The sequence below is a fragment of the Streptomyces sp. NPDC000941 genome (assembly GCF_053599555.1).
Genome location: NZ_JBSFMM010000102.1, coordinates 1 through 18355, shown reverse-complemented (window position 1 = coordinate 18355; position 18355 = coordinate 1). Strand labels below are relative to the sequence as shown.

Here is an 18355-nt window from a genome sequence, read left to right as displayed (position 1 = left end):
GACAGGGAGGGACATACGGATGGCACCGCACATCGGCCGACGACTGCGCAAGGGGGCGGCCACGACGGCGGTGGCGGCGGTCGTGATGGCCGCTCTCACCGCCTCACAGGCCCCCGGGCTCGCCAGTACGGCCCGGGACGACCGGCACCACGACAGCGCCGCTGGTGAGACGCCGGCCCCGCCGTCCGCCGACACCCCCATCGACGGCGGCTCGTCGTACCACACCGATCTGCCGCCCCTGCAGAAGCCCGGTAAGCCCGGCACCTCGATCGACCTGCCGGGGCTGCCGGACGACGCCGCGGCCGCCGAGGCGGGCATCCCCGCGACCGTGCTCGACGCGTACAAGAAGGCCGAGTCGGCCCTCAAGGAGTCCAAGCCCGGCTGCAACCTGCCCTGGCAGCTGCTCGCCGCCATCGGCAAGGTCGAGTCCGGCCAGGCGGGCGGCGGCCGGGTCGACGCCGAGGGCACGACGTACAAGCCCATCCTGGGCCCGGTGCTCAACGGCAACGGCTTCGCCCGGATCACCGACACCGACGGCGGCGCGTACGACGGGGACACCACCCACGACCGGGCGGTCGGGCCCATGCAGTTCATCCCGTCCACCTGGGCCACCTGGGGCCGGGACGGCAACGGCGACGGCGCGAAGAACCCGAACAACATCTATGACGCCGCGCTCGCGGCCGGCGCGTATCTGTGCGCGGGCGGCCGCGATCTGTCGGTCAAGGCCGATCTGGACAAGGCGATCCTCGGGTACAACCACTCGCAGGAGTATCTGGCCACCGTCCTGTCCTGGTTCGAGTACTACAAGAAGGGCACCCACGAGGTGCCCGACGGCACCGGCGTGCTGCCCGACCCGGACAAGAACAGCGGCGGTTCGGGCCGCGGCGGCGACGGTGGCGGTGGCTCGGAGAGCCCCAGGCCGCTGCCCGACCCGACCGAGCCCGGCGGCGACCAAAGCCCCACCCCCGAACCCCCCGCGACCGACGACGGCGGGATCGAGACCCCCGCCCCGGAGACGCCTTCCCCCGAGACGCCCTCCCCGGAGACGCCTTCTCCGGAGACGCCCGCCCCGGCCACCGTCGCCCGGCTCAAGGCCGTCGGCACCGCGAAGCTGACCGCCACGGCGGGCGAGCAGTTCGCCGACAAGCCCCAGGTCCGTGCCGAGACCGCGGCCGGCAACCCGGTCGCGGGCGTGTGGGTGCAGTACGAGATCCGCGGCGAGACCGACGCCCGCTTCCCCTGGAACGCGACCCGCGTCAGCCGCATGACCGGCAGCGACGGCACCGCCACCGCCCCGGTGCTGCGCGCGGGCGAGACCACCGGCTCCTTCACGGTCCGGGTCACGGCCGTCGGCCGCACCGCGACCGCCGCCGACATCGCCGCCACCGTCAAGGCCCGCCCCGTACCGCAGGCCGACGCGCTGGCCCGCGCCGACGACAAGGACCTCAAGGCCGAGACCGGCGGCTCCTTCGCCGACGCGGTAGGCGTCAAGGCCAGCTACAAGGGCAAGGCCGTGGCCGGTGTGCCGGTGACCGCCACCATGATCGTCGACGATGCGGCGAAGGCGACGGACAAGCCCACCGAGAACGACAAGGGCCCCTACTTCAAGGACGCCAAGGGCAAGACCGTCCGCACCCTGACCACCCTGAAGACGGACGCCACGGGGAAGTTGGTCCTCCCCAAGATCTACACCGACGACCACGCGGGCACCTTCCTGCTCCGCCTCACCACCGCCGACGGCACGACCCTGACCATCGAGCTGACCGTCACCGAGCGCGCTGCTCAGCCCACGGAACCGCCCACGACGGAGCCCACCGACCAGCCCTCGGCCGAGCCCACATCCGCGCCCACGGCCCAGTAACCGGCCGAGGCCACCGAGCACCACCACGCACTGCCCCGCACCGCCCCTGCGCCCCCACCGGGCCCAGGGGCGGTGCGGCGTCTGCTGACGCGCTCTTGCTCCTGCTTGCTCCTGCGCGTTCACATCTTCGGCCCCCGTTGCTACGGTGCCCCAGCCCTGACGCACCGTCAGAGCGCCCGTACGCCGCCGCAGCAACCGGAGGCTGAGACATGCGCGCCCTCGCCGCCGCCGCGATCGGACTGGTCGCCGCCCTCGCCCTCGTCTTCACGGTGACGGCCATCGGCGTCCCCAGCGGCAAGACCTCCCCCAAACCGCTGCTCACCACCGTCCCCGAGCACCCCTGAGCCCCGAGCACCCCTGAGCCCCGAGCATCCCTGAGCCCCGAGCATCCCTGAGCCCCGAGGGAGGGACATACCGCCATGCGCCGCAAAGCCAGCCTGGTGCTGCTCGCCTTCGCCGTCTTCTTCGCCGCCCTCTCGCCGCTGCTGCGCTGGTACGCCTTCCCCCGGCTGGCCAAGATCCCGCCCAGCGAGTACCAGACCGCCGTCCTCGAAGCCAAGCCCGCCGTCCTGCTCGACTACGGCACCATGCAGCCCAAAAAGGTCGCCAAGGTCAGCATCGTGCAGACGCTCCGCGGAAACGTCGAGGCGGCGAAGAAGGCCGGGAAGGCGGCCGGACGCGATGTCGTCGTCTGGGACGCCCTGTCGTATATCGCCGGGCCCGACGGCAAGATGGTCTCCAAGATCCCCGAGCGCTATGTCTTCGACGCCCACTCCCAGGACCCCGTGCATCAGGGCGGCGAACATGTCGACGGGGACGCGGTCCGCCGGGAAGGCATCGAGTACAAGTGGCCCTTCCTCACCGAGAAGCGCGACTACACCTACTTCGACGCCCAGACCAGGACCTCAGCACCCATCCACTACAAGGGCACCCAGAACTTCCGCGGCCTGAAGGTCTACTACTTCGAGCAGACCATCCCCTGGACGAAGGTGAAGCTGCCGAAGACCATGCCGGTCGAGGGCATCACCCCCGAGACCGTCCGCAAGGCCGGCACCACCCGCTGGTACTCCACCAAGCGCATGTTCTGGGTCGACCCCACCACCGGCGCCCCCGTCAACGGGGAGGAGATCCACCGGGAGGAGCTGCGCGGCGGCACGCTGCTCGGCGGCCGCGACAAGGTGACCGTCTTCTCCGGCCATGTGAAGATGCGCGAGGACTACATCGAGCACACCGTGAAGATGGTCAAGTCCCAGCGGCAGCTGGTCCTGCTGCTCACCAGCTATCTGCCCTGGGGCTTCCTCGCCCTCGGCGCCGGGCTGCTGACGCTGTCCCTCGTACTGGAGGCCCGCAGCCGCCGCCCGGGCAGCGGCACCGAGACCCACGACGAGTCCCCCGCCCCACAGCCGGTACCCGCCCCGGTGTAACCGGGTGGGCGGTGCCGCCGGGGCTGTCAGCGCTGTCCGGTTGTCAGTGGGCGCCCGTACCGTACGCCCATGCCTACCACCACCTGCCTGCCCAGCCCCGAACTCGCCGACCAGCTCGTCGAACTGGCGCGCCTGGAATGGACGCCCGGCGCCACCGAGGCCGCCGCCGTACGCTTCGGCTGGACGCCGGTGGACGACGGCGCCTGGACGGCCGCCTTCGCCACCAACACCGGGCACTACGTCGTCCCCGAATGGTTCGCCGCGCCGCCGGAGGAACAGGTCGAGGACGAAGAGTGCCATCTGCCGTTCTGCTACTACTACGAGGCCGACGACTTCGACGAGGAGCTGGCCACGGGCGGGCTCAGCGGCAATATCGACTGGCTGAAAAAGCGCCACGCCGACGACCCCGAGTGGCACTTCGAACGCGACACCGGCCGTGCCCACTTCGACGCGCAGTGGCGGGCCGCCGTGGCCCTGTTCACCCAGCGGCTGGGGGAGCCGGAGATCACCGTGCGCGACGGGGAGGGCGAGTCGCCGTGGAACTACGCGGCGTGGCGCTGCGGGGGGAACACACTGGTGGTCGGCCAGTGCACGGACAGCGGCTCGTATATGACCTTCGAGCAGTCGCTCGTCTGGATCGCCCCGTATCCGGCCGGGCGCCCGTTTCCCGGGGCGGGCGACTTCGGCGGCCTCATCGAGTGCTGACGGGGCTCTGAGACCTCGGCGGCTCGGCGGCTCAGCGGTTCGGCAGCTCGGCGGCTCAGCGACGGGAGTTGGTACGCCGTGTCGGCTCGGCCGTCGCCGGGTCCTCCGGCCAGGGGTGTTTGGGATACCGGCCGCGCAGCTCGGCGCGCACGGACCGGTACCCCTCCCGCCAGAAGGACGCCAGATCGGCCGTGACCGCGGCGGGGCGCCCGGCCGGTGACAGCAGGTGTACGAGCAGCGGCACCCGCCCGCCCGCGATCCGGGGCGTCTCCTGCCACCCGAACAGCTCCTGCAGCTTGACCGCCAGCACGGGCTGCTCCTGGCCGTAGTCCACCCGCACCCGCGAGCCGCTGGGGACCCGTACCCGCTCGGGGGCCAGCTCGTCGAAACGCACCGCGTCCCCGGTCGCCCAGGGCAGCAACCGGGCGAGCGCCTGGCCCGCGTCCACACGCCCCAGATCGGCCCGCCGCCGCGCCCGGTCGAGCTCCGGGCCCAGCCAGGCGTCCAGCTCCGCCAGCAGCGCCGGGTCGGACACATCCGGCCAGGGGGCGCCCAGCTCGCGGTGGAGGAAGGCCAGCCGCTGCCGCAGGGCGACGGCTTCGGCGGACCAGCGCAGCAGCCCCAGCCCCTCACCGCGCAGCCCCTCCCGCAGCGCGGCGTGCACCAGCCGCGGATCGGGCGCGGCCAGCGGCCGCGCCGCCAGCTCCACCGCCCCCAGCCGCTCCACCCGCCGCGCCACGACGTCCCCGCCGGACCAGCCCACCTCTTCCCGCCGCTCGTACAGGGCCGACGCCGCGATACGAGCCGTCTCCTCGTCCACGACGGCCGCGAGCCGCACCCGCGCCGACGCCGCCGAGACCGGCCGGTCCGCGACCGCCACGGCCAGCCACGGCGCATCCCGCAGCCGAGACCCCTCCCCGAGCTCCGCGCCGGTACCGGACGCCATCAGATATGCCCGCTCCCCCCGCCGCCGCCCCACCCGCTCCGGAAACGCCAACGCGGCTACCAGCCCCACGACGGCGTCATCGCCCACGACCCCCGCGACGTGGGCGCCCGGCGTGGTGGCGTGGTCGGCGGCGTTGGCCCGTGCCTGCCCAGGTCCGCCCGCCGACGGCGCGGTGGTGCCTGGCGCTCCCGCGCCTGGCGTGTCGCCGCCCTGCGGGGCGCCGCTGGTGGTGTCGGGCCGTGCCGGTCCGTCGCTGCCCGCGGCTGCCCCGGCGGGGTGTCCTCCCGGGCCGGGCGCAACAGGGGCCTGCGGGGCCGCCTCCGGCATGGCGACGCCAGGCGCTCCGGTGTCCGGCGCGGCGCTCGACGGCGCGGCGTGCGCCGGGCTCTTGGGGTGGTCGGTGTGGGCCGTCGTGGCCTCGCTCGCGGTGTTCGCGGGGCCGGGCTCTGCCGCCGCTGCGGCAGTGTGGCCGCCTGCCCCGGGCGCCGACGGTGTTGGCGGAGCCGGGGAGGTGGCACCGCCGGTCCCGGGGCGCGGTGTGGCTGTGCCCCGTATGGGGGTGTCCGCCGTGGTGGCGTGCGGGGCCTGAGCGCCTTGACGGCCGTTCGCGCCCGGTGCGTCGGCGCCCGGCACGGCGTCCCGTCGCGTTCCGGCGCTGGGGACGCCCGTACGCGCCGGTGCCGCACCCCCAGCCGCCCCGGCCCCGGCCCCCGCCTGGGCCGTCTCGGCCGCCCCGCCCACCGGGCGCCCGGCGGACCGTAGCGCGCTCTCGAGGCGTCGGGCCTCCTGGCGCCAGCGGGCGGCGTAAGCGTCCGTGCCGCGCCGGGCGGTGCGCCAGGCGGCTGCCAGGTCGTCGCCGTACTCCCTGGGTGGCTCCTCGCTGAGCAGGGCCACCGCCTCCGCCGCACGGCGCGCGCCGACCTCTGGTGCGCCGTCCAGGAGGGCCCGTGCGAGCCGGGGGTGGAGGCCCAGCCGGGCCATGCGGGTGCCCCGGTCCGTGGCACGGCCGGTGTCGTCCACGGCGCCGATGGCGGTCAGTACCTCGCGCGCCGCGGTCAGCGCGCCGCCCGGCGGCGGGTCGAGCAGCGCGAGGCCGGTGGCGTCGGGGTCTCCCCAACACGCCGCCTGCAGCGCGAACGCCGTCAGGTCCGCGACGCTGATCTCCGGGGACGGGAAGCGCGGCAGCCGGGCGTCCTCGGCCTCCGGCCAGCACCGGTAGACGGTGCCCGGCGCCTCGCGCCCGGCCCGGCCGGCCCGCTGCCGGGCCGCGGCCCGTGAGGCGCGTACGGTCGTCAGCGCGCTCAGGCCACGCGCGTGGTCCATCCGCGGCTCGCGCGCAAGCCCGCAGTCCACGACGATCCGTACGCCCGGGACGGTCAGGCTCGACTCGGCGACCGAGGTCGCCAGGACCACCCGCCGCCGTCGCCCCGTCGGCCCCGCGCCCGCGAGCACCGCGTCCTGCGCGGCCGCCGGGGCGCGCCCGTGCACCTGCAGCACCTCCGCGTCGGCGCCGCCGAGCAGCCCCGCGACCCGCGCGATCTCCCCGACGCCCGGCAGGAAGCACAGCACGTCCCCCTCCCGCTCGCGCAGCGCCCGCCGCACCACCGCCGCGACGTGGTCGAGGAGGGCGGGGTCCACCCGCATCCCGTGCGGCGGGCGGACGGGGCGCGTGGGCGGCGCCCACACCACCTCCACCTGGTGGGACACGCCGTCGGCGGACACGACCGGCGCCGGCTCGCCGTCCGCGCCCAGCAGCCGGGCCCAGCCCGCCGCGTCCGTGGTCGCGGACGCGGCGATCAGCCAGAGGTCGGGCCGCAGGGTGGCCCGTACGTCCAGCAGAAAGGCGGCGGCCGTATCGGCGTCCAGGTGCCGTTCGTGGCATTCGTCGAGCACCACCGCGTCGACCCCGGCGAGCTCGGGGTCGCGCTGCAGCCGCTGCAGCAGCACACCGGTGGTGACCACCTCCACGACGGTCTCGCGGCTCACCCGCCGCTCCCCGCGCACCGTGAATCCGACCCGGCCGCCCGTCGCGTCCTCACCCAGCAGCCACGCCATCCGCCGCGCTGCGGCCCGCGCCGCGATCCGCCGCGGCTCGGCGACCAGCACCCGCCGAGCGAGTCCGCCGTCCGCCGCCCCGGCGAGCGCCAGGGGCACCAGCGTCGTCTTGCCGGTCCCGGGCGGGGCGCACAGCACCGCCGCGCCCCGGTCGTCGAGCGCGCGCCGCAGGGCGGGCACGGCGTCGCGTACGGGAAGCGCTTCGAGCGCGTCGGTGCGGGGCGTACGGCGGACGGTCATCTGGTCATCCTGTCAGCCAGGAGGGAGCCGGAGCGGAGGGGAACGGAGGGGAACAGAGCGGAGCAGAGGGGGCCCGCCGCGCCCCCGCCTCGTCCCTCAGGCCCGCTCGCACACGAAGATCGCCGTCCCCGGGATCAGATTGCCGCGCAGCGGGGACCAGCCGCCCCATTCCTGGTCGTTCCAGGCGGGCCATTCCGGCTCGACGAGGTCGAGCAGCCTGAAGCCCCCCGCCACCACGTCCCGCACCCGGTCGCCCAGCGTTCGGTGGTGCTCCACATAGACGGCACGCCCCGTCTCGTCCTGCTCGACGTACGGCGTGCGGTCGAAGTAGGAGGCGGCGACGCTCAGCCCCTCGGGGCCGGGCTCGTCCGGAAACGCCCACCGTATGGGGTGCGTCACCGAGAACACCCACCGCGCGCCCGGCCGCAGCACCCGGTGGACCTCGCGCATCACCCGCACCGGGTCGGCGACGAAGGGGACCGCCCCGTACGCCGAGCAGGCGAGGTCGAAGGAGGCGTCCCGGAAGGGGAGCGCCGTGGCGTCGGCCTGGACGAGCGCGATCGGCCCCAGACCAGTCGTACGCGCTTCGGTGTCGATCCTCAGCGCATGCCGGAGCTGGCGATGCGAGATGTCGAGCGCCACCGGCCGCGCCCCCCGGGCCGCCAGCCAGCGCGAGCACTGTGCCGCGCCCGCCCCGACCTCCAGGACGTCCAGCCCCTTGAGGCCGTCAGCCGGACCGAGCAGCCCGGCCTCGGCCTCGTCGAGCCCTTCGGGGCCCCAGATGAAGCGGTCGTCGCCCAGGAAGCCGCCGTGCTCCTCCTGGTACTCGTCCGCGTTGCGGTCCCACCAGCCGCGGCTGGCCCGGCTGGACTCCGCGTCGCCGGCGATCCGCCGGGTGGCTGTGGCCTCCTCCTCGGGCTCGCTCGCCATGGGACTGGGAGTCAGGGGATCTCCGGTGGCGCCGGGCGTACCGGGCCTGTCGGTTGCACGGGGCATGTGTTCTTGGACCATCGGGCGCGTCGTCGTACTCTCTGTATCGACCTGTGGCTGTGGGGAACGGCTGGACTCCGCGTCGCAGCACGGACCGTGCGACTTGCCGGGCTTGGGGCGAAATGTCCTGCGTGTGCTCTTCGTGCATTGACCATGCCCGGCTGCCCCCGTATGCTACAAGTTGCGCTGCGGGCCTGCGCGCCTCAGACGGAGTAGGCCGCGCTCGCATCTGTTGTATGTCCCTCGGTCACCGAGGCGCTTTTCGATCCCTCGGGAAGAGATCAACGCCTCCGAGGCTGTCCGGCTTCTGCAGTGCGGTAACGGGTCCCGGCGTAGCAGTACCTACGACTTCATGTCCGTAACCGGAGCCCTTTCCCACATGACGAGCAGCACCGAGGCAACCCGCACCACCCCGCAGGTGGCGGTAAACGACATCGGTTCCGAGGAAGCCTTCCTCGCCGCGATCGACGAGACGATCAAGTACTTCAACGACGGCGACATCGTCGACGGCGTCATCGTGAAGGTCGACCGGGACGAGGTCCTGCTCGACATCGGTTACAAGACCGAAGGCGTCATCCCTTCTCGTGAGCTTTCGATCAAGCACGACGTCGACCCGAACGATGTCGTGGCCGTCGGCGACGAGATCGAGGCCCTTGTCCTCCAGAAGGAGGACAAGGAAGGTCGCCTGATCCTCTCGAAGAAGCGCGCCCAGTACGAGCGTGCCTGGGGCACCATCGAGAAGATCAAGGAAGAAGACGGCATCGTCACCGGTACCGTCATCGAGGTCGTCAAGGGTGGTCTCATCCTCGACATCGGCCTCCGTGGCTTCCTCCCCGCCTCCCTGGTGGAGATGCGCCGCGTCCGCGACCTTCAGCCCTACGTGGGCAAGGAGCTCGAGGCCAAGATCATCGAGCTGGACAAGAACCGCAACAACGTGGTCCTGTCCCGCCGCGCCTGGCTGGAGCAGACCCAGAGCGAGGTCCGCCAGACCTTCCTCACCACCCTCCAGAAGGGTCAGGTGCGCTCCGGCGTCGTCTCCTCCATCGTCAACTTCGGTGCCTTCGTGGACCTGGGTGGCGTCGACGGTCTGGTCCACGTCTCCGAGCTGTCCTGGAAGCACATCGACCACCCGTCCGAGGTCGTCGAGGTCGGCCAGGAGGTCACGGTCGAGGTCCTGGACGTCGACATGGACCGCGAGCGCGTGTCCCTGTCGCTCAAGGCGACCCAGGAAGACCCGTGGCAGCAGTTTGCCCGGACCCACCAGATCGGCCAGGTCGTCCCGGGTAAGGTCACGAAGCTGGTGCCGTTCGGTGCGTTCGTCCGCGTGGACGAGGGCATCGAGGGTCTGGTCCACATCTCCGAGCTGGCCGAGCGCCACGTGGAGATCCCGGAGCAGGTCGTCCAGGTCAACGACGAGATCTTCGTCAAGGTCATCGACATCGACCTCGAGCGCCGCCGCATCAGCCTCTCGCTGAAGCAGGCCAACGAGGCCTTCGGTGCCGACCCGTCCGTGGTCGAGTTCGACCCGACCCTGTACGGCATGGCCGCGTCCTACGACGACCAGGGCAACTACATCTACCCCGAGGGCTTCGACCCCGAGACCAACGACTGGCTCGAGGGCTTCGAGACCCAGCGCGAGGCCTGGGAGACCCAGTACGCCGAGGCGCAGCAGCGCTTCGAGCAGCACCAGGCGCAGGTCATCAAGTCGCGCGAGGCCGACGAGCAGGCCGCTGCCGAGACGGGCGGCGCTGCCCCGGCGCAGGGTGGCCAGGCGTCCGGCGGCGGTTCGTACTCCTCGGAGTCGGCCGACAACTCCGGCGCCCTGGCGTCGGACGAGGCGCTGGCCGCGCTCCGCGAGAAGCTGGCCGGCGGCCAGAGCTGAGCTCGGCTGACCGGCTGAACGGTCGCTGACCGACGTAAGGCCCGCTCTCCCTGGAGAGCGGGCCTTACGCATGCCCGGGCGTCGGGGCGCGCGTCCAGGTCCATGAACGGGCGCACCGGCCGGCGCGGCGGCGAGGGCCCGTAAACGGCCCATGCGGCCCATGGACGGCTAGGCGCCGCCCTGTACGGTCACGGAGTCGACCGTGACGCTCTCCGCCCGCTCGATCATGATGCCCTGACGGCCGCCGGTGACCGTGATGCCGCGGACCGTCCAGTACGAGGCGCCGTCCAGGTGCAGCCCGAACCCGTAGCCGTCGCTCGCCGTGAGCACCGCCTTCGGGGAGCCGGTCAGCGTGATCCGGGAGCCGGAGGTCCCGGAGGCGGTGATCACGAAGCCGCCGCGGTAGGTGCCGTCGGCGAGCTCGATGGTGTCGCCGGGCCTGGCCGCCGCGAGCGCGTCCTTGAGCTGGGCCGCGTCGGAGACGGGGATCGGCCGGACGGAGTGCTCACGGCCGTTCTCCGCGGCCGTTCCGGCGGCGACCAGCCCGCCCATGGCGAGGATCCCGGCGGCGGGCGCGGCGACGAGAGCACGCGTGCGGGTGGGGGTGCGGGAGTGCATGGGGGGTTCCGCCTTCCTGCCGTGGTCAGGGGTGGCACCTTCGTGACGCGTAAATGTTCTTGTGGCTGAACATGAGACGACAACGTGAACCTCTGACGGGTCGCGAAGCTAGGGGTGTCACCTGGGCGCGTCAACCCCTTCATGACGCCCTGTGACCGGTATTCGACCCGCGGCGAGAAGTATGTGCGATGCACGAAAGGGTGTCGGGCGGCACCGCCGTCGCGTCGCCCGGCGCGGCCCCGGACCCCACTGTCCCCAACAGGCCAGCGATCATGTCTATTTCGCGGGCGACTTCCCCAACTGCGCCGACGCCCGCGCGGCATGGCGCCGCCTCGTTCGCCCCAAATGCCGCCATCGCTGAGCGCCGCCGCGTACTGTCTTGATCCAGTCGGTTGTGCGGATGGCGCGAAGTCGAGGGCGGAGGCCGGGAATGCCGCGCCGCCGCCCGACGTTCCCGAAACGGAACACAAGGAGGAGCGGTCACAGTGCTAGATCCGCAGGATTTGTACGCATGGGAGCCGAGCGGACTCGCGGAAGTCGACGCGATAACCTCCCGGGACTCGGCCGGGCTGGTGCTGCTTTACCACTTCGACGGCTACATCGACGCCGGCGAGACCGGCGACCAGATCGTGCAGCGGCTGCTCGACGGCCTGCCGCACCAGGTCGTCGCCCGCTTCGACCACGACCGGCTCGTCGACTACCGGGCGCGCCGCCCCCTGCTCACCTTCAAGCGCGACCGCTGGACCGACTACGAGACCCCCGCGATCGAGCTGCACTTGATGCGTGACGCGACCGCGGCCCCCTTCCTGCTGCTCTCCGGCCCCGAGCCGGATGTGGAGTGGGAGCGGTTCGCGGTGGCCGTGCGCCAGCTGATCGAGCGGCTGGGGGTGCGGTTGTCGGTGAACTTCCACGGCATCCCCATGGGCGTGCCGCACACCCGTCCCGTCGGCATCACCCCCCACGGCAACCGCACCGACCTGATGCCCGGTCACCGGGGCTACTTCGACGAGGCGCAGGTGCCCGGCAGCGCCGAATCCCTCGTCGAGTACCGGCTCGCCGAGGCCGGCCTGGATGTGCTCGGCGTCGCCGCCCACGTCCCGCACTACCTGGCCCGCTCCGCGTACCCCGACGCGGCGCTCACCGCGCTGGAGGCGATCACCGCGGCCACCGGCCTGGTGCTGCCGGGCGCGGCCCATGCGCTGCGCAACGAGGCGCTGAAGACCCAGGAGGAGATCGAGCGGCAGATCTCGGAAGGGGACGAGGACCTGGTCGCGCTGGTCCGCGGCCTTGAGCACCAGTACGACGCGGTGGCCGGGGCGGAGAGCCGCGGCAGCCTGGTCGCCGAGCCGGTCGAGCTGCCCTCCGCGGATGAGCTGGGGGCCGAGTTCGAGCGCTTCCTGGCCGAGCGGGAGGGCGATGGGACGGCCTAGACCGCGTACGGCCCGGACCGCATAGGCTGACCCCATGCTGAGGCTGGGACTCACGGGCGGAATCGGCGCGGGCAAGAGCGAAGTGTCGCGCATGCTGTCCTCATACGGAGCGGTGCTGATCGACTCCGATCGGATCGCCCGCGAGGTGGTCGAACCGGGGACGCCCGGACTGGTGGCCGTGGTCGCCGAGTTCGGGCCCGGTCTCCTCACTCCCGACGGCGCCCTGGACCGCCCGAAGCTCGGCGGCATCGTCTTCGGCGACCCGGAGCGGCTGCGCGCGCTGAACGCGATCGTGCACCCCCTGGTCCGCGCCCGCTCAGCCGAGCTGGAGGCGGCCGCCGGGCCGGACGCCATCGTCGTCCACGACGTCCCCCTCCTTGCCGAGAACGGTCTGGCACCCCTGTACGACATGGTGATGGTCGTCGACGCGGCGCCCGGGACCCAGCTCGACCGGCTGGTGCGGCTGCGCGGTATGACGGAGGACGAGGCGCGTGCCCGGATGGCGGCCCAGGCGACGCGCGAGGAGCGGCTGGCCGTGGCCGATGTGGTGATCGACAACGACGGTCCGCTGGAGGAGCTGGAGCCGCAGGTCAGAAAGGTCTGGGTGGATCTGGTCGAGCGCGCGGCGGGCGGCGCGCGGACCGAGGGCTGACCGACACCGCGGTGCGGTCGCGCCCGGGGTCTGGCGGGAATGCGCCGTATGGCGCCATTGTTGTGTACCGCGTACCGACGATCACCCGTGCCGACGACTGCCCGTACCGACGACAACTCGTACGACGACGACTCGTCCGACGACCAGCGCGCGCCGACGGTGATCATCAGCGCGCTCCGGGAAGGAAACGGTTGTGCCCGAGCCCACGCCCGAGACCCATGTCATCGACTACCGCGCCGCCGAGCAGCTGCTGGCCGCCCACGACCCGCGCGGCGCGGTGAAGCTGCTCGACTCGGTCATCACCGCCCACCCCGAGAACACCGCGGCCCGGCTGCTGCGGGCGCGCGCCTTCTTCGGCGCGGCGCAGCTGCGAGCGGCCGAGCTGGAGTTCCAGCTCGTCCTGGAGCGCGAACCGGACAACGCGTTCGCCCACTTCGCCCTCGGCCGCACCCTGCAGCGCGCCAACCGCCCCGCCGAGGCCACCCGCCACTTCCGCCTGGCGGCGGCCCTCGACCCGCGCCCGGACTTCGTCAAGGCCGCGCGCTTCGGCGAAAACGGCTGAGCCTCGGCCTCCGCGGGCCCGCCGGATACGGCCCGCGCACCGGCGCGTACGGCGGCACATCCCGGCCGGGCTGGTAGTGCGGCCCCTGCCGGATGTGCCGGACGACCAGGACCAGATCGGTGAGGGTGACGGCGGCCAGCGCCCCGCAGACGGCCGCCCAGCCGGGCCGGTGGACCAGCCAGAAGGCCACCGTGCCCGCGACGGTCCAGGCCAGCCCCCACAAGGCCAGCGCACACCGCATACGCAGCGGGCTGCGCGCATGCAGCGGCTCGTCGCCCGTACGGATCAGTCGGCTCGGCATGCTGCACCATCTCCCACTGCCTACCACTACGAATCTAACGCCGCACCCCGGCGAGGTCCGGCATCCGCGGTCTGGGAGCATGGCCGGGCACGCCAGCACACACGCCTGGGCGACGACCGGGGTGGGGTACGGAGGAGCCGCGCGATGATCCGCGAGTCATGGGACGAAACGGCCGCCAGGCGGGCCCGTATCCGCGGCTGCTTCCTCGGGGGCGCGATCGGCGACGCTCTGGGCAACCCGATCGAGTTCCTGTCCCTGCACAGGATCCGCGAGACCTATGGGCCGGAGGGGATCACCGCTCTCGTCCCGGACTCGGAGGGCGTTATCGGCCGGATCACCGACGACACCCAGATGACCATGTTCACCGCCGAGGGGATGATACGGGCCTGCGCCAGGTCCACGGCCAAGGGCATCGGCGGCGCCGAGGTCGCCATCGTGCGCCATTCCTATCTGCGCTGGCTCGAAACCCAGAACCACCCCGCGCCGCCGCCCCCGCGGCAGGACCAGGACCTGGTCCGCTCCGGCTGGCTGCGCGAGCAGCAGTGGCTGTACGCCCGCCGCGCCCCCGGCGGCGCCTGCCTGTCCGGCCTCACCCAGGAGCACATCCCCTCGTCCTCCGACCCGCTCGACGGCACCCCCGGCCCGGTGAACACCAACTCCAAGGGGTGCGGCACGGTGATGCGCTCCGCCCCCTTCGGCCTCATCGGCACGGGCGCCCGCGAGTCGTTCGAATTCGCCGCCCGCTGCGCCCAGATCACCCATGGCCACCCCACCGGCTACTACGCCGCCGGCGCCCTGGCCGCGACCATCGCCCTCATCCTCGACGGCGACTCCTTGGAGGGCGCCGTCCTCCGCACCCTGGAACTGCTCGGCCGCTACCCGGGGCACGAGGAGACCAGCGCCGCGCTGCGCAAGGCCGTCGACCTGGCCGCGCAGGGCGAGCCCACCCCGGAGAAGACCGAATCGCTCGGCGGCGGCTGGGTCGCCGAGGAGGCCCTGGCCATCGCGGTCTACTGCGCCCTGGCCCATACGGCGCCGCGACGCTCCCTCTACAGCAAGGGCGGCGGGATCGGCTACGACCCCAAGTGGCGGCGCACCCCCTTCCAGAAGGCCATGCTGCTGTCCGTCAACCACTCGGGCGACAGCGATTCGACGGGCTCCATCTGCGGCAATCTGCTCGGCGCCCACTACGGCGACCTCCGCCTGCCGCCGATGTGGCTGGCGCAGATCGAGGGCCGGGGCACCATCGCCGAACTCGCCGACGACTTCTCCTCCGTGTTCCACCAGTCGATCGAGATGTACGAGTTCGACGGCATGGTCTTCCCGCGCTCCCGTTACCCCCTCTACTGAGCCGCTGAACAATTCGTTCGATCGCTGTCACACCCGCCTGTTAACGTGCGGGATGTGGCGACGAAACTGAACCAGATCATCGCCGTGGAGAAGGGCGTCAAGTCCAAGTCGCAGCAGGACCTGACGGCCGCGCACCACGGTCTGCAGAAGCCGGCCCTGCTGGCCGGTATATCCCGTACGTACCAGCCCAAGGACGAGGAGGGCGAGCAGCTGCCGCCCGAGTCGACCCGGGTGCAGGTCAAGGCCGAGGACGTGCTCCGCGACTCCGCGGCCATCCTCACCCGGCTCTTCGACGTCACCGCCACCAAGGACTGGTCGAACGGCACGGCGAGGGCGGATGTGACGGTCGAGGGTCGCACGCTCCTGCGCGATGTCCCGGTCTCCTATCTCCTCTTCCTCGAGAAGCAGCTGACCGATCTCAACGCCCTCGTCCGCAAGCTCCCGGTGCTCGACGCCGCCGAGTCCTGGTCGCTGGACCCCTCCACGGACTCCTGGAAGACCGACCCGGTCCGCACCGTCCGCACAAAGAAGGTGCCCCGCAACCACGTCAAGGCGGAGGCCACGGACAAGCACCCGGCGCAGGTCGAGGTCTATTACGAGGACATCCCGGTCGGCTACTGGACCACCGTCAAGTTCTCCGGCGCCCTGCCGGCCCGCCGCGTCAATGAGCTGCTGGACCGCGTGGAAAAGCTCCAGCAGGCGGTCAAGTTCGCCCGCGAGGAGGCGAACGGCGCGGAGGCCACCGACCAGCGCGTCGGTGACGTGGTCTTCGGCTACCTCTTCGGGTAGCGTGATGAACTCCCCGTCCGCCCGAGCGCGGGCGGGGTGCGCGAGGAGCGCAAGCTGAAGCTGAAGCTTGTCGTGACGGCGCGGTTGTCAGTGGAGGTTCAAATCCTCCTCCCGGCGCTCACTCACGGGCCGGGATAGCCCAAGTCAGGCAGAGGCAGACCGCATCAATCTCAGACTCTCGCTCCAGACTCAGCATTCGCCGCCGATCGCCGGATCGACCGGGCCGGGCCCCAGTCGTCGGATGCCGGTTCAAGTCCGGCCCGTGCAGCTTCGATGCGCGGTAGTTCAAAGGCAGAACACGACGGCATGAGACTGACCTGTGCTCTCAACCGAGTCGGCGTGCGCAATTGGGCGGCATCACAGGGCTCGGGGGCAGGCTACGCTCCCGGGCCCGCTCCGTACCCTCCAGGGGCCTTGGCTCATGCCCCAACGGTCTCAGCTGCATCAGTACGACACATCGCGCTGGTGTTCTCCGCAATGACTCGGCGGTCGCGCCCGTGGGCCACCGCGATCGCCGGGTGATCTCGTAAACTGACCGCAGCACCAAAACAAGGCTGCGTTCCACGCAGCAACCCTATGACCGCCCGTCAGGATTCTTGGGGCGGCCATAGTTGTCTTTTGGTAGAAGCGGGTTGGCGGGGCAGCAGGGCCACCGAGGAGCCACGATCCGCCGATAGTGGACGCGAAGCCCAGCCCCGTTGACGTGCCAGCGGGGCTGGGCCCTGCCATCAGTCACTGAGCAGGTGGTCGAACTCTCCGGCCTTTATGCCTTGGACGAAGGCGGCGAACTCGCTTGGGGTGTAGCGCAACTCTGGACGGTCCGGGCGCTTGGAGTCGCCTATGGCGACACCGCCCAGTATGCCCATGAGCTGGACACAGTTCTCGCCGGAACCGTTGCTGGAAGAAGCCTTTTGCCACTCACCGTTGAGTGCAGTGGTGTAGAGAGCGTCCTTTTCCTGGTTCATCGGAGTATTTTCTCGATTTCTTCGATCCGTCGGATGGTTTCTTCCTCGTTCAGCGCGTGCGTTGTCAGGTCTGCGAACTTCCGGCGACTGCGCCGAACCTCGACTGGATCGTCTCGAAGCGTGTCGCCCCCGGCGCGCTCTTCGGAGACCACGCTGCGGTTGTCTGTCCCCGGGAAGTCGATAATGGTGAACGGGTATCCAGAGATGCTCGGGGCTCCTGCCTCGAAGGGGACAACTCGCAGGTTGATGTTCTGCTTCCTCAGCGAGACCAGCAGGTGCTGAAGTTGCGCGCGCATCACTTCCCGACCGCCGACGACCGCCCTCAGCGCGGATTCCAGACACAGCGCGTCCAGGGTTACGGGGTGGCTCCGTGTCAGGATTGCTTGACGCCTCATCCTGGTCTCGACGAAGGCATCGCGGTGCTCCGCGCTTTCGTGTTTCTGGCCAAATGCGGCGATCGCCTCGACGTACTCACGAGTCTGTAGCAGTCCCGGTACGTACGTACCTGAATGCAGTGAAAGGCGCTCAGCGGCATCTTCCAGATAGAAGTACCGGTAGGAGTCACTGTGGAAGAGTGGCTGGAATGGCGGTTGTTCCCACCAGGCTCGACCGTAGGACTTTCCCTGCTCAATCTGCTCGGTGATGGCCGCGCGCTCTGCGGTGCTTGCCTGGTAGGCGTCGAGCAGCGTGCCGAGCTGATCGGTGGTGGGGAACGCCTTGCCTCTTTCGATCTTGCTGACGGTGTATCGCGAAACGCTCAGTTCCGCTGCGGCGTCGTCCTGTTTGAGGCCAGCCTGAACGCGCAGCCGCTGGAGTTCCTGGCCCGCACGGCGCATGGCGAAGATCGCGTTCGCGTTGACGCTGATGGCCACGGTTTCCCTTCGAGGGCGAGGGTCTTGATGTCGCCAGAGTAGCGCTCAGGTACAGGCGTGTGACTCTCCGGGGTGAGATCGAAGCGATTGGCTTGCACGTGACGGGTCACGTGACCCAGACTCCCTCATGTACGCCACGAGTCCGTGCGACTCCGGTGCGTAGTTCTGATGTCGTGCGCGCGGTCGGCGTCATCCGACCGTGTCCCAAAGGGGTGTGGGTCATGGGTGAACGCAGCTTTGTTCTGGTAACCGAGCGGTATCCCTGTCGGGCGGATGCCGTCGGCAGAGCCCGCGACCTCGCCGTGCAGGCGTACGCGGCAGTCCCCTGGGCTGACCACGATGCCATCCGGCTGCTGGTGAGCGAGGCCGCCACCAACGCGGTACTGCACTCCGGAGGCGGTGAGTTCGATCTGATCTGTCACTCCCCGCGCGATGGCGCCATCCAGGTCGAGCTGCACGACCGCAGCGCCCAGGAGCCCGAGCGGCGCACTCACGCCGTGTTGGACAGCCACGGTCGAGGGCTGGAACTGCTGGACCTTCTCGCCCCCGGGTGGTCGGTGGAGATGACGCTGGCCGGTAAGGGCGTGATCTTCACCCTGGAAGGAGATAAGCCTGCTTGATCAGGATGCTTGTGCAAGGCGTTACGGCCTTGACCTGCATTTTGTGGTGAGTATCGGACGGCGACATGCCGACACCACGGCGTGTCGCCGTCC

General features: G+C 71.2%; 17 protein-coding genes. 11 read left to right on the top strand and 6 right to left on the bottom strand.

Going from position 1 to position 18355, the window contains the following annotated elements; translation table 11 throughout:
- The first annotated feature begins 19 nt into the window (after positions 1-19).
- The 4 genes from ACWDSL_RS29200 (at position 20) to ACWDSL_RS29185 (ending at position 3990) form a co-directional block, all read left to right on the top strand.
- Positions 20-1861, top strand: coding sequence for a lytic transglycosylase (locus ACWDSL_RS29200; RefSeq protein ID WP_450490391.1), 1842 nt, complete (start codon positions 20-22; stop codon positions 1859-1861).
- A gap of 209 nt (positions 1862-2070) precedes the next feature.
- A complete protein-coding gene (locus tag ACWDSL_RS29195; protein ID WP_385615112.1) occupies positions 2071-2205 on the top strand; it encodes an SPW_0924 family protein in 135 nt (44 codons plus the stop codon).
- 75 nt (positions 2206-2280) lie between these two features.
- Positions 2281-3285 (top strand): DUF3068 domain-containing protein, encoded by a 1005-nt coding sequence (locus tag ACWDSL_RS29190; RefSeq protein WP_450490389.1) that lies wholly within the window; start codon positions 2281-2283, stop codon positions 3283-3285.
- A 69-nt stretch (positions 3286-3354) separates the two neighbouring features.
- Positions 3355-3990, top strand: a complete 636-nt coding sequence (locus ACWDSL_RS29185) for a hypothetical protein (RefSeq protein ID WP_450490387.1) — start codon at positions 3355-3357, stop codon at positions 3988-3990.
- 55 nt (positions 3991-4045) lie between these two features.
- Here the strand turns inward: ACWDSL_RS29185 and ACWDSL_RS29180 are convergent, their stop codons facing one another.
- Together ACWDSL_RS29180 and ACWDSL_RS29175 are read right to left on the bottom strand one after the other, a co-directional pair.
- Positions 4046-7231 carry an ATP-dependent helicase C-terminal domain-containing protein gene (locus tag ACWDSL_RS29180; RefSeq protein WP_450490385.1) on the bottom strand — a complete coding sequence of 1062 codons (3186 nt, stop codon included), beginning with the start codon at positions 7229-7231 and terminating at the stop codon, positions 4046-4048.
- A gap of 96 nt (positions 7232-7327) precedes the next feature.
- On the bottom strand, positions 7328-8161 hold the full coding sequence (locus ACWDSL_RS29175; RefSeq protein WP_450490384.1) for a class I SAM-dependent methyltransferase: 834 nt from the start codon (positions 8159-8161) through the stop codon (positions 7328-7330).
- Between the two features lie 439 nt (positions 8162-8600).
- Here ACWDSL_RS29175 and rpsA point away from each other — a divergent pair, with 439 nt between their 5' ends.
- A complete protein-coding gene (rpsA, locus tag ACWDSL_RS29170) occupies positions 8601-10103 on the top strand; it encodes a 30S ribosomal protein S1 (RefSeq protein ID WP_450490383.1) in 1503 nt (500 codons plus the stop codon).
- 168 nt (positions 10104-10271) lie between these two features.
- On the opposite strand, the gene ACWDSL_RS29165 is transcribed toward rpsA, so the two are convergent.
- Entirely contained in the window at positions 10272-10721 is a 450-nt protein-coding gene (locus ACWDSL_RS29165) for a hypothetical protein (RefSeq protein ID WP_450490381.1), read from the bottom strand.
- Positions 10722-11206: 485 nt separating this feature from the next.
- Between ACWDSL_RS29165 and ACWDSL_RS29160 the strand changes: the two genes are divergently transcribed.
- The 3 genes from ACWDSL_RS29160 to ACWDSL_RS29150 all read left to right on the top strand — a co-directional run bounded on the left by ACWDSL_RS29160 (position 11207) and on the right by ACWDSL_RS29150 (position 13365).
- Positions 11207-12151 carry a PAC2 family protein gene (locus ACWDSL_RS29160; protein ID WP_450490379.1) on the top strand — a complete coding sequence of 315 codons (945 nt, stop codon included), beginning with the start codon at positions 11207-11209 and terminating at the stop codon, positions 12149-12151.
- Between the two features lie 34 nt (positions 12152-12185).
- Positions 12186-12803 (top strand): dephospho-CoA kinase, encoded by a 618-nt coding sequence (coaE, locus tag ACWDSL_RS29155; protein WP_450490377.1) that lies wholly within the window; start codon positions 12186-12188, stop codon positions 12801-12803.
- Between the two features lie 193 nt (positions 12804-12996).
- Entirely contained in the window at positions 12997-13365 is a 369-nt protein-coding gene (locus tag ACWDSL_RS29150; RefSeq protein WP_450490375.1) for a tetratricopeptide repeat protein, read from the top strand.
- Here the strand turns inward: ACWDSL_RS29150 and ACWDSL_RS29145 are convergent.
- On the bottom strand, positions 13334-13666 hold the full coding sequence (locus ACWDSL_RS29145; RefSeq protein ID WP_450490373.1) for a DUF6343 family protein: 333 nt from the start codon (positions 13664-13666) through the stop codon (positions 13334-13336). The two genes, ACWDSL_RS29150 and ACWDSL_RS29145, sit on opposite strands and share 32 nt — an antisense overlap.
- Positions 13667-13810: 144 nt before the next feature.
- Between ACWDSL_RS29145 and ACWDSL_RS29140 the strand changes: the two genes are divergently transcribed.
- Together ACWDSL_RS29140 and ACWDSL_RS29135 are read left to right on the top strand one after the other, a co-directional pair.
- Positions 13811-15016: an ADP-ribosylglycohydrolase family protein gene (locus tag ACWDSL_RS29140; RefSeq protein WP_450490371.1), complete on the top strand. Its 1206-nt coding sequence runs from the start codon at positions 13811-13813 to the stop codon at positions 15014-15016.
- 54 nt (positions 15017-15070) lie between these two features.
- A complete protein-coding gene (locus tag ACWDSL_RS29135; protein WP_450490369.1) occupies positions 15071-15805 on the top strand; it encodes a DUF7873 family protein in 735 nt (244 codons plus the stop codon).
- 728 nt (positions 15806-16533) lie between these two features.
- Here ACWDSL_RS29135 and ACWDSL_RS29130 read toward each other — a convergent pair.
- Together ACWDSL_RS29130 and ACWDSL_RS29125 are read right to left on the bottom strand one after the other, a co-directional pair.
- Positions 16534-16770 carry a DUF397 domain-containing protein gene (locus ACWDSL_RS29130; RefSeq protein ID WP_450490367.1) on the bottom strand — a complete coding sequence of 79 codons (237 nt, stop codon included), beginning with the start codon at positions 16768-16770 and terminating at the stop codon, positions 16534-16536.
- Positions 16767-17642: a helix-turn-helix domain-containing protein gene (locus ACWDSL_RS29125; protein ID WP_450490365.1), complete on the bottom strand. Its 876-nt coding sequence runs from the start codon at positions 17640-17642 to the stop codon at positions 16767-16769. The genes ACWDSL_RS29130 and ACWDSL_RS29125 overlap by 4 nt, the downstream gene beginning before the upstream one ends.
- A gap of 221 nt (positions 17643-17863) precedes the next feature.
- Here ACWDSL_RS29125 and ACWDSL_RS29120 point away from each other — a divergent pair, with 221 nt between their 5' ends.
- Positions 17864-18262: an ATP-binding protein gene (locus ACWDSL_RS29120; protein ID WP_450490364.1), complete on the top strand. Its 399-nt coding sequence runs from the start codon at positions 17864-17866 to the stop codon at positions 18260-18262.
- Positions 18263-18355: the final 93 nt, after the last annotated feature.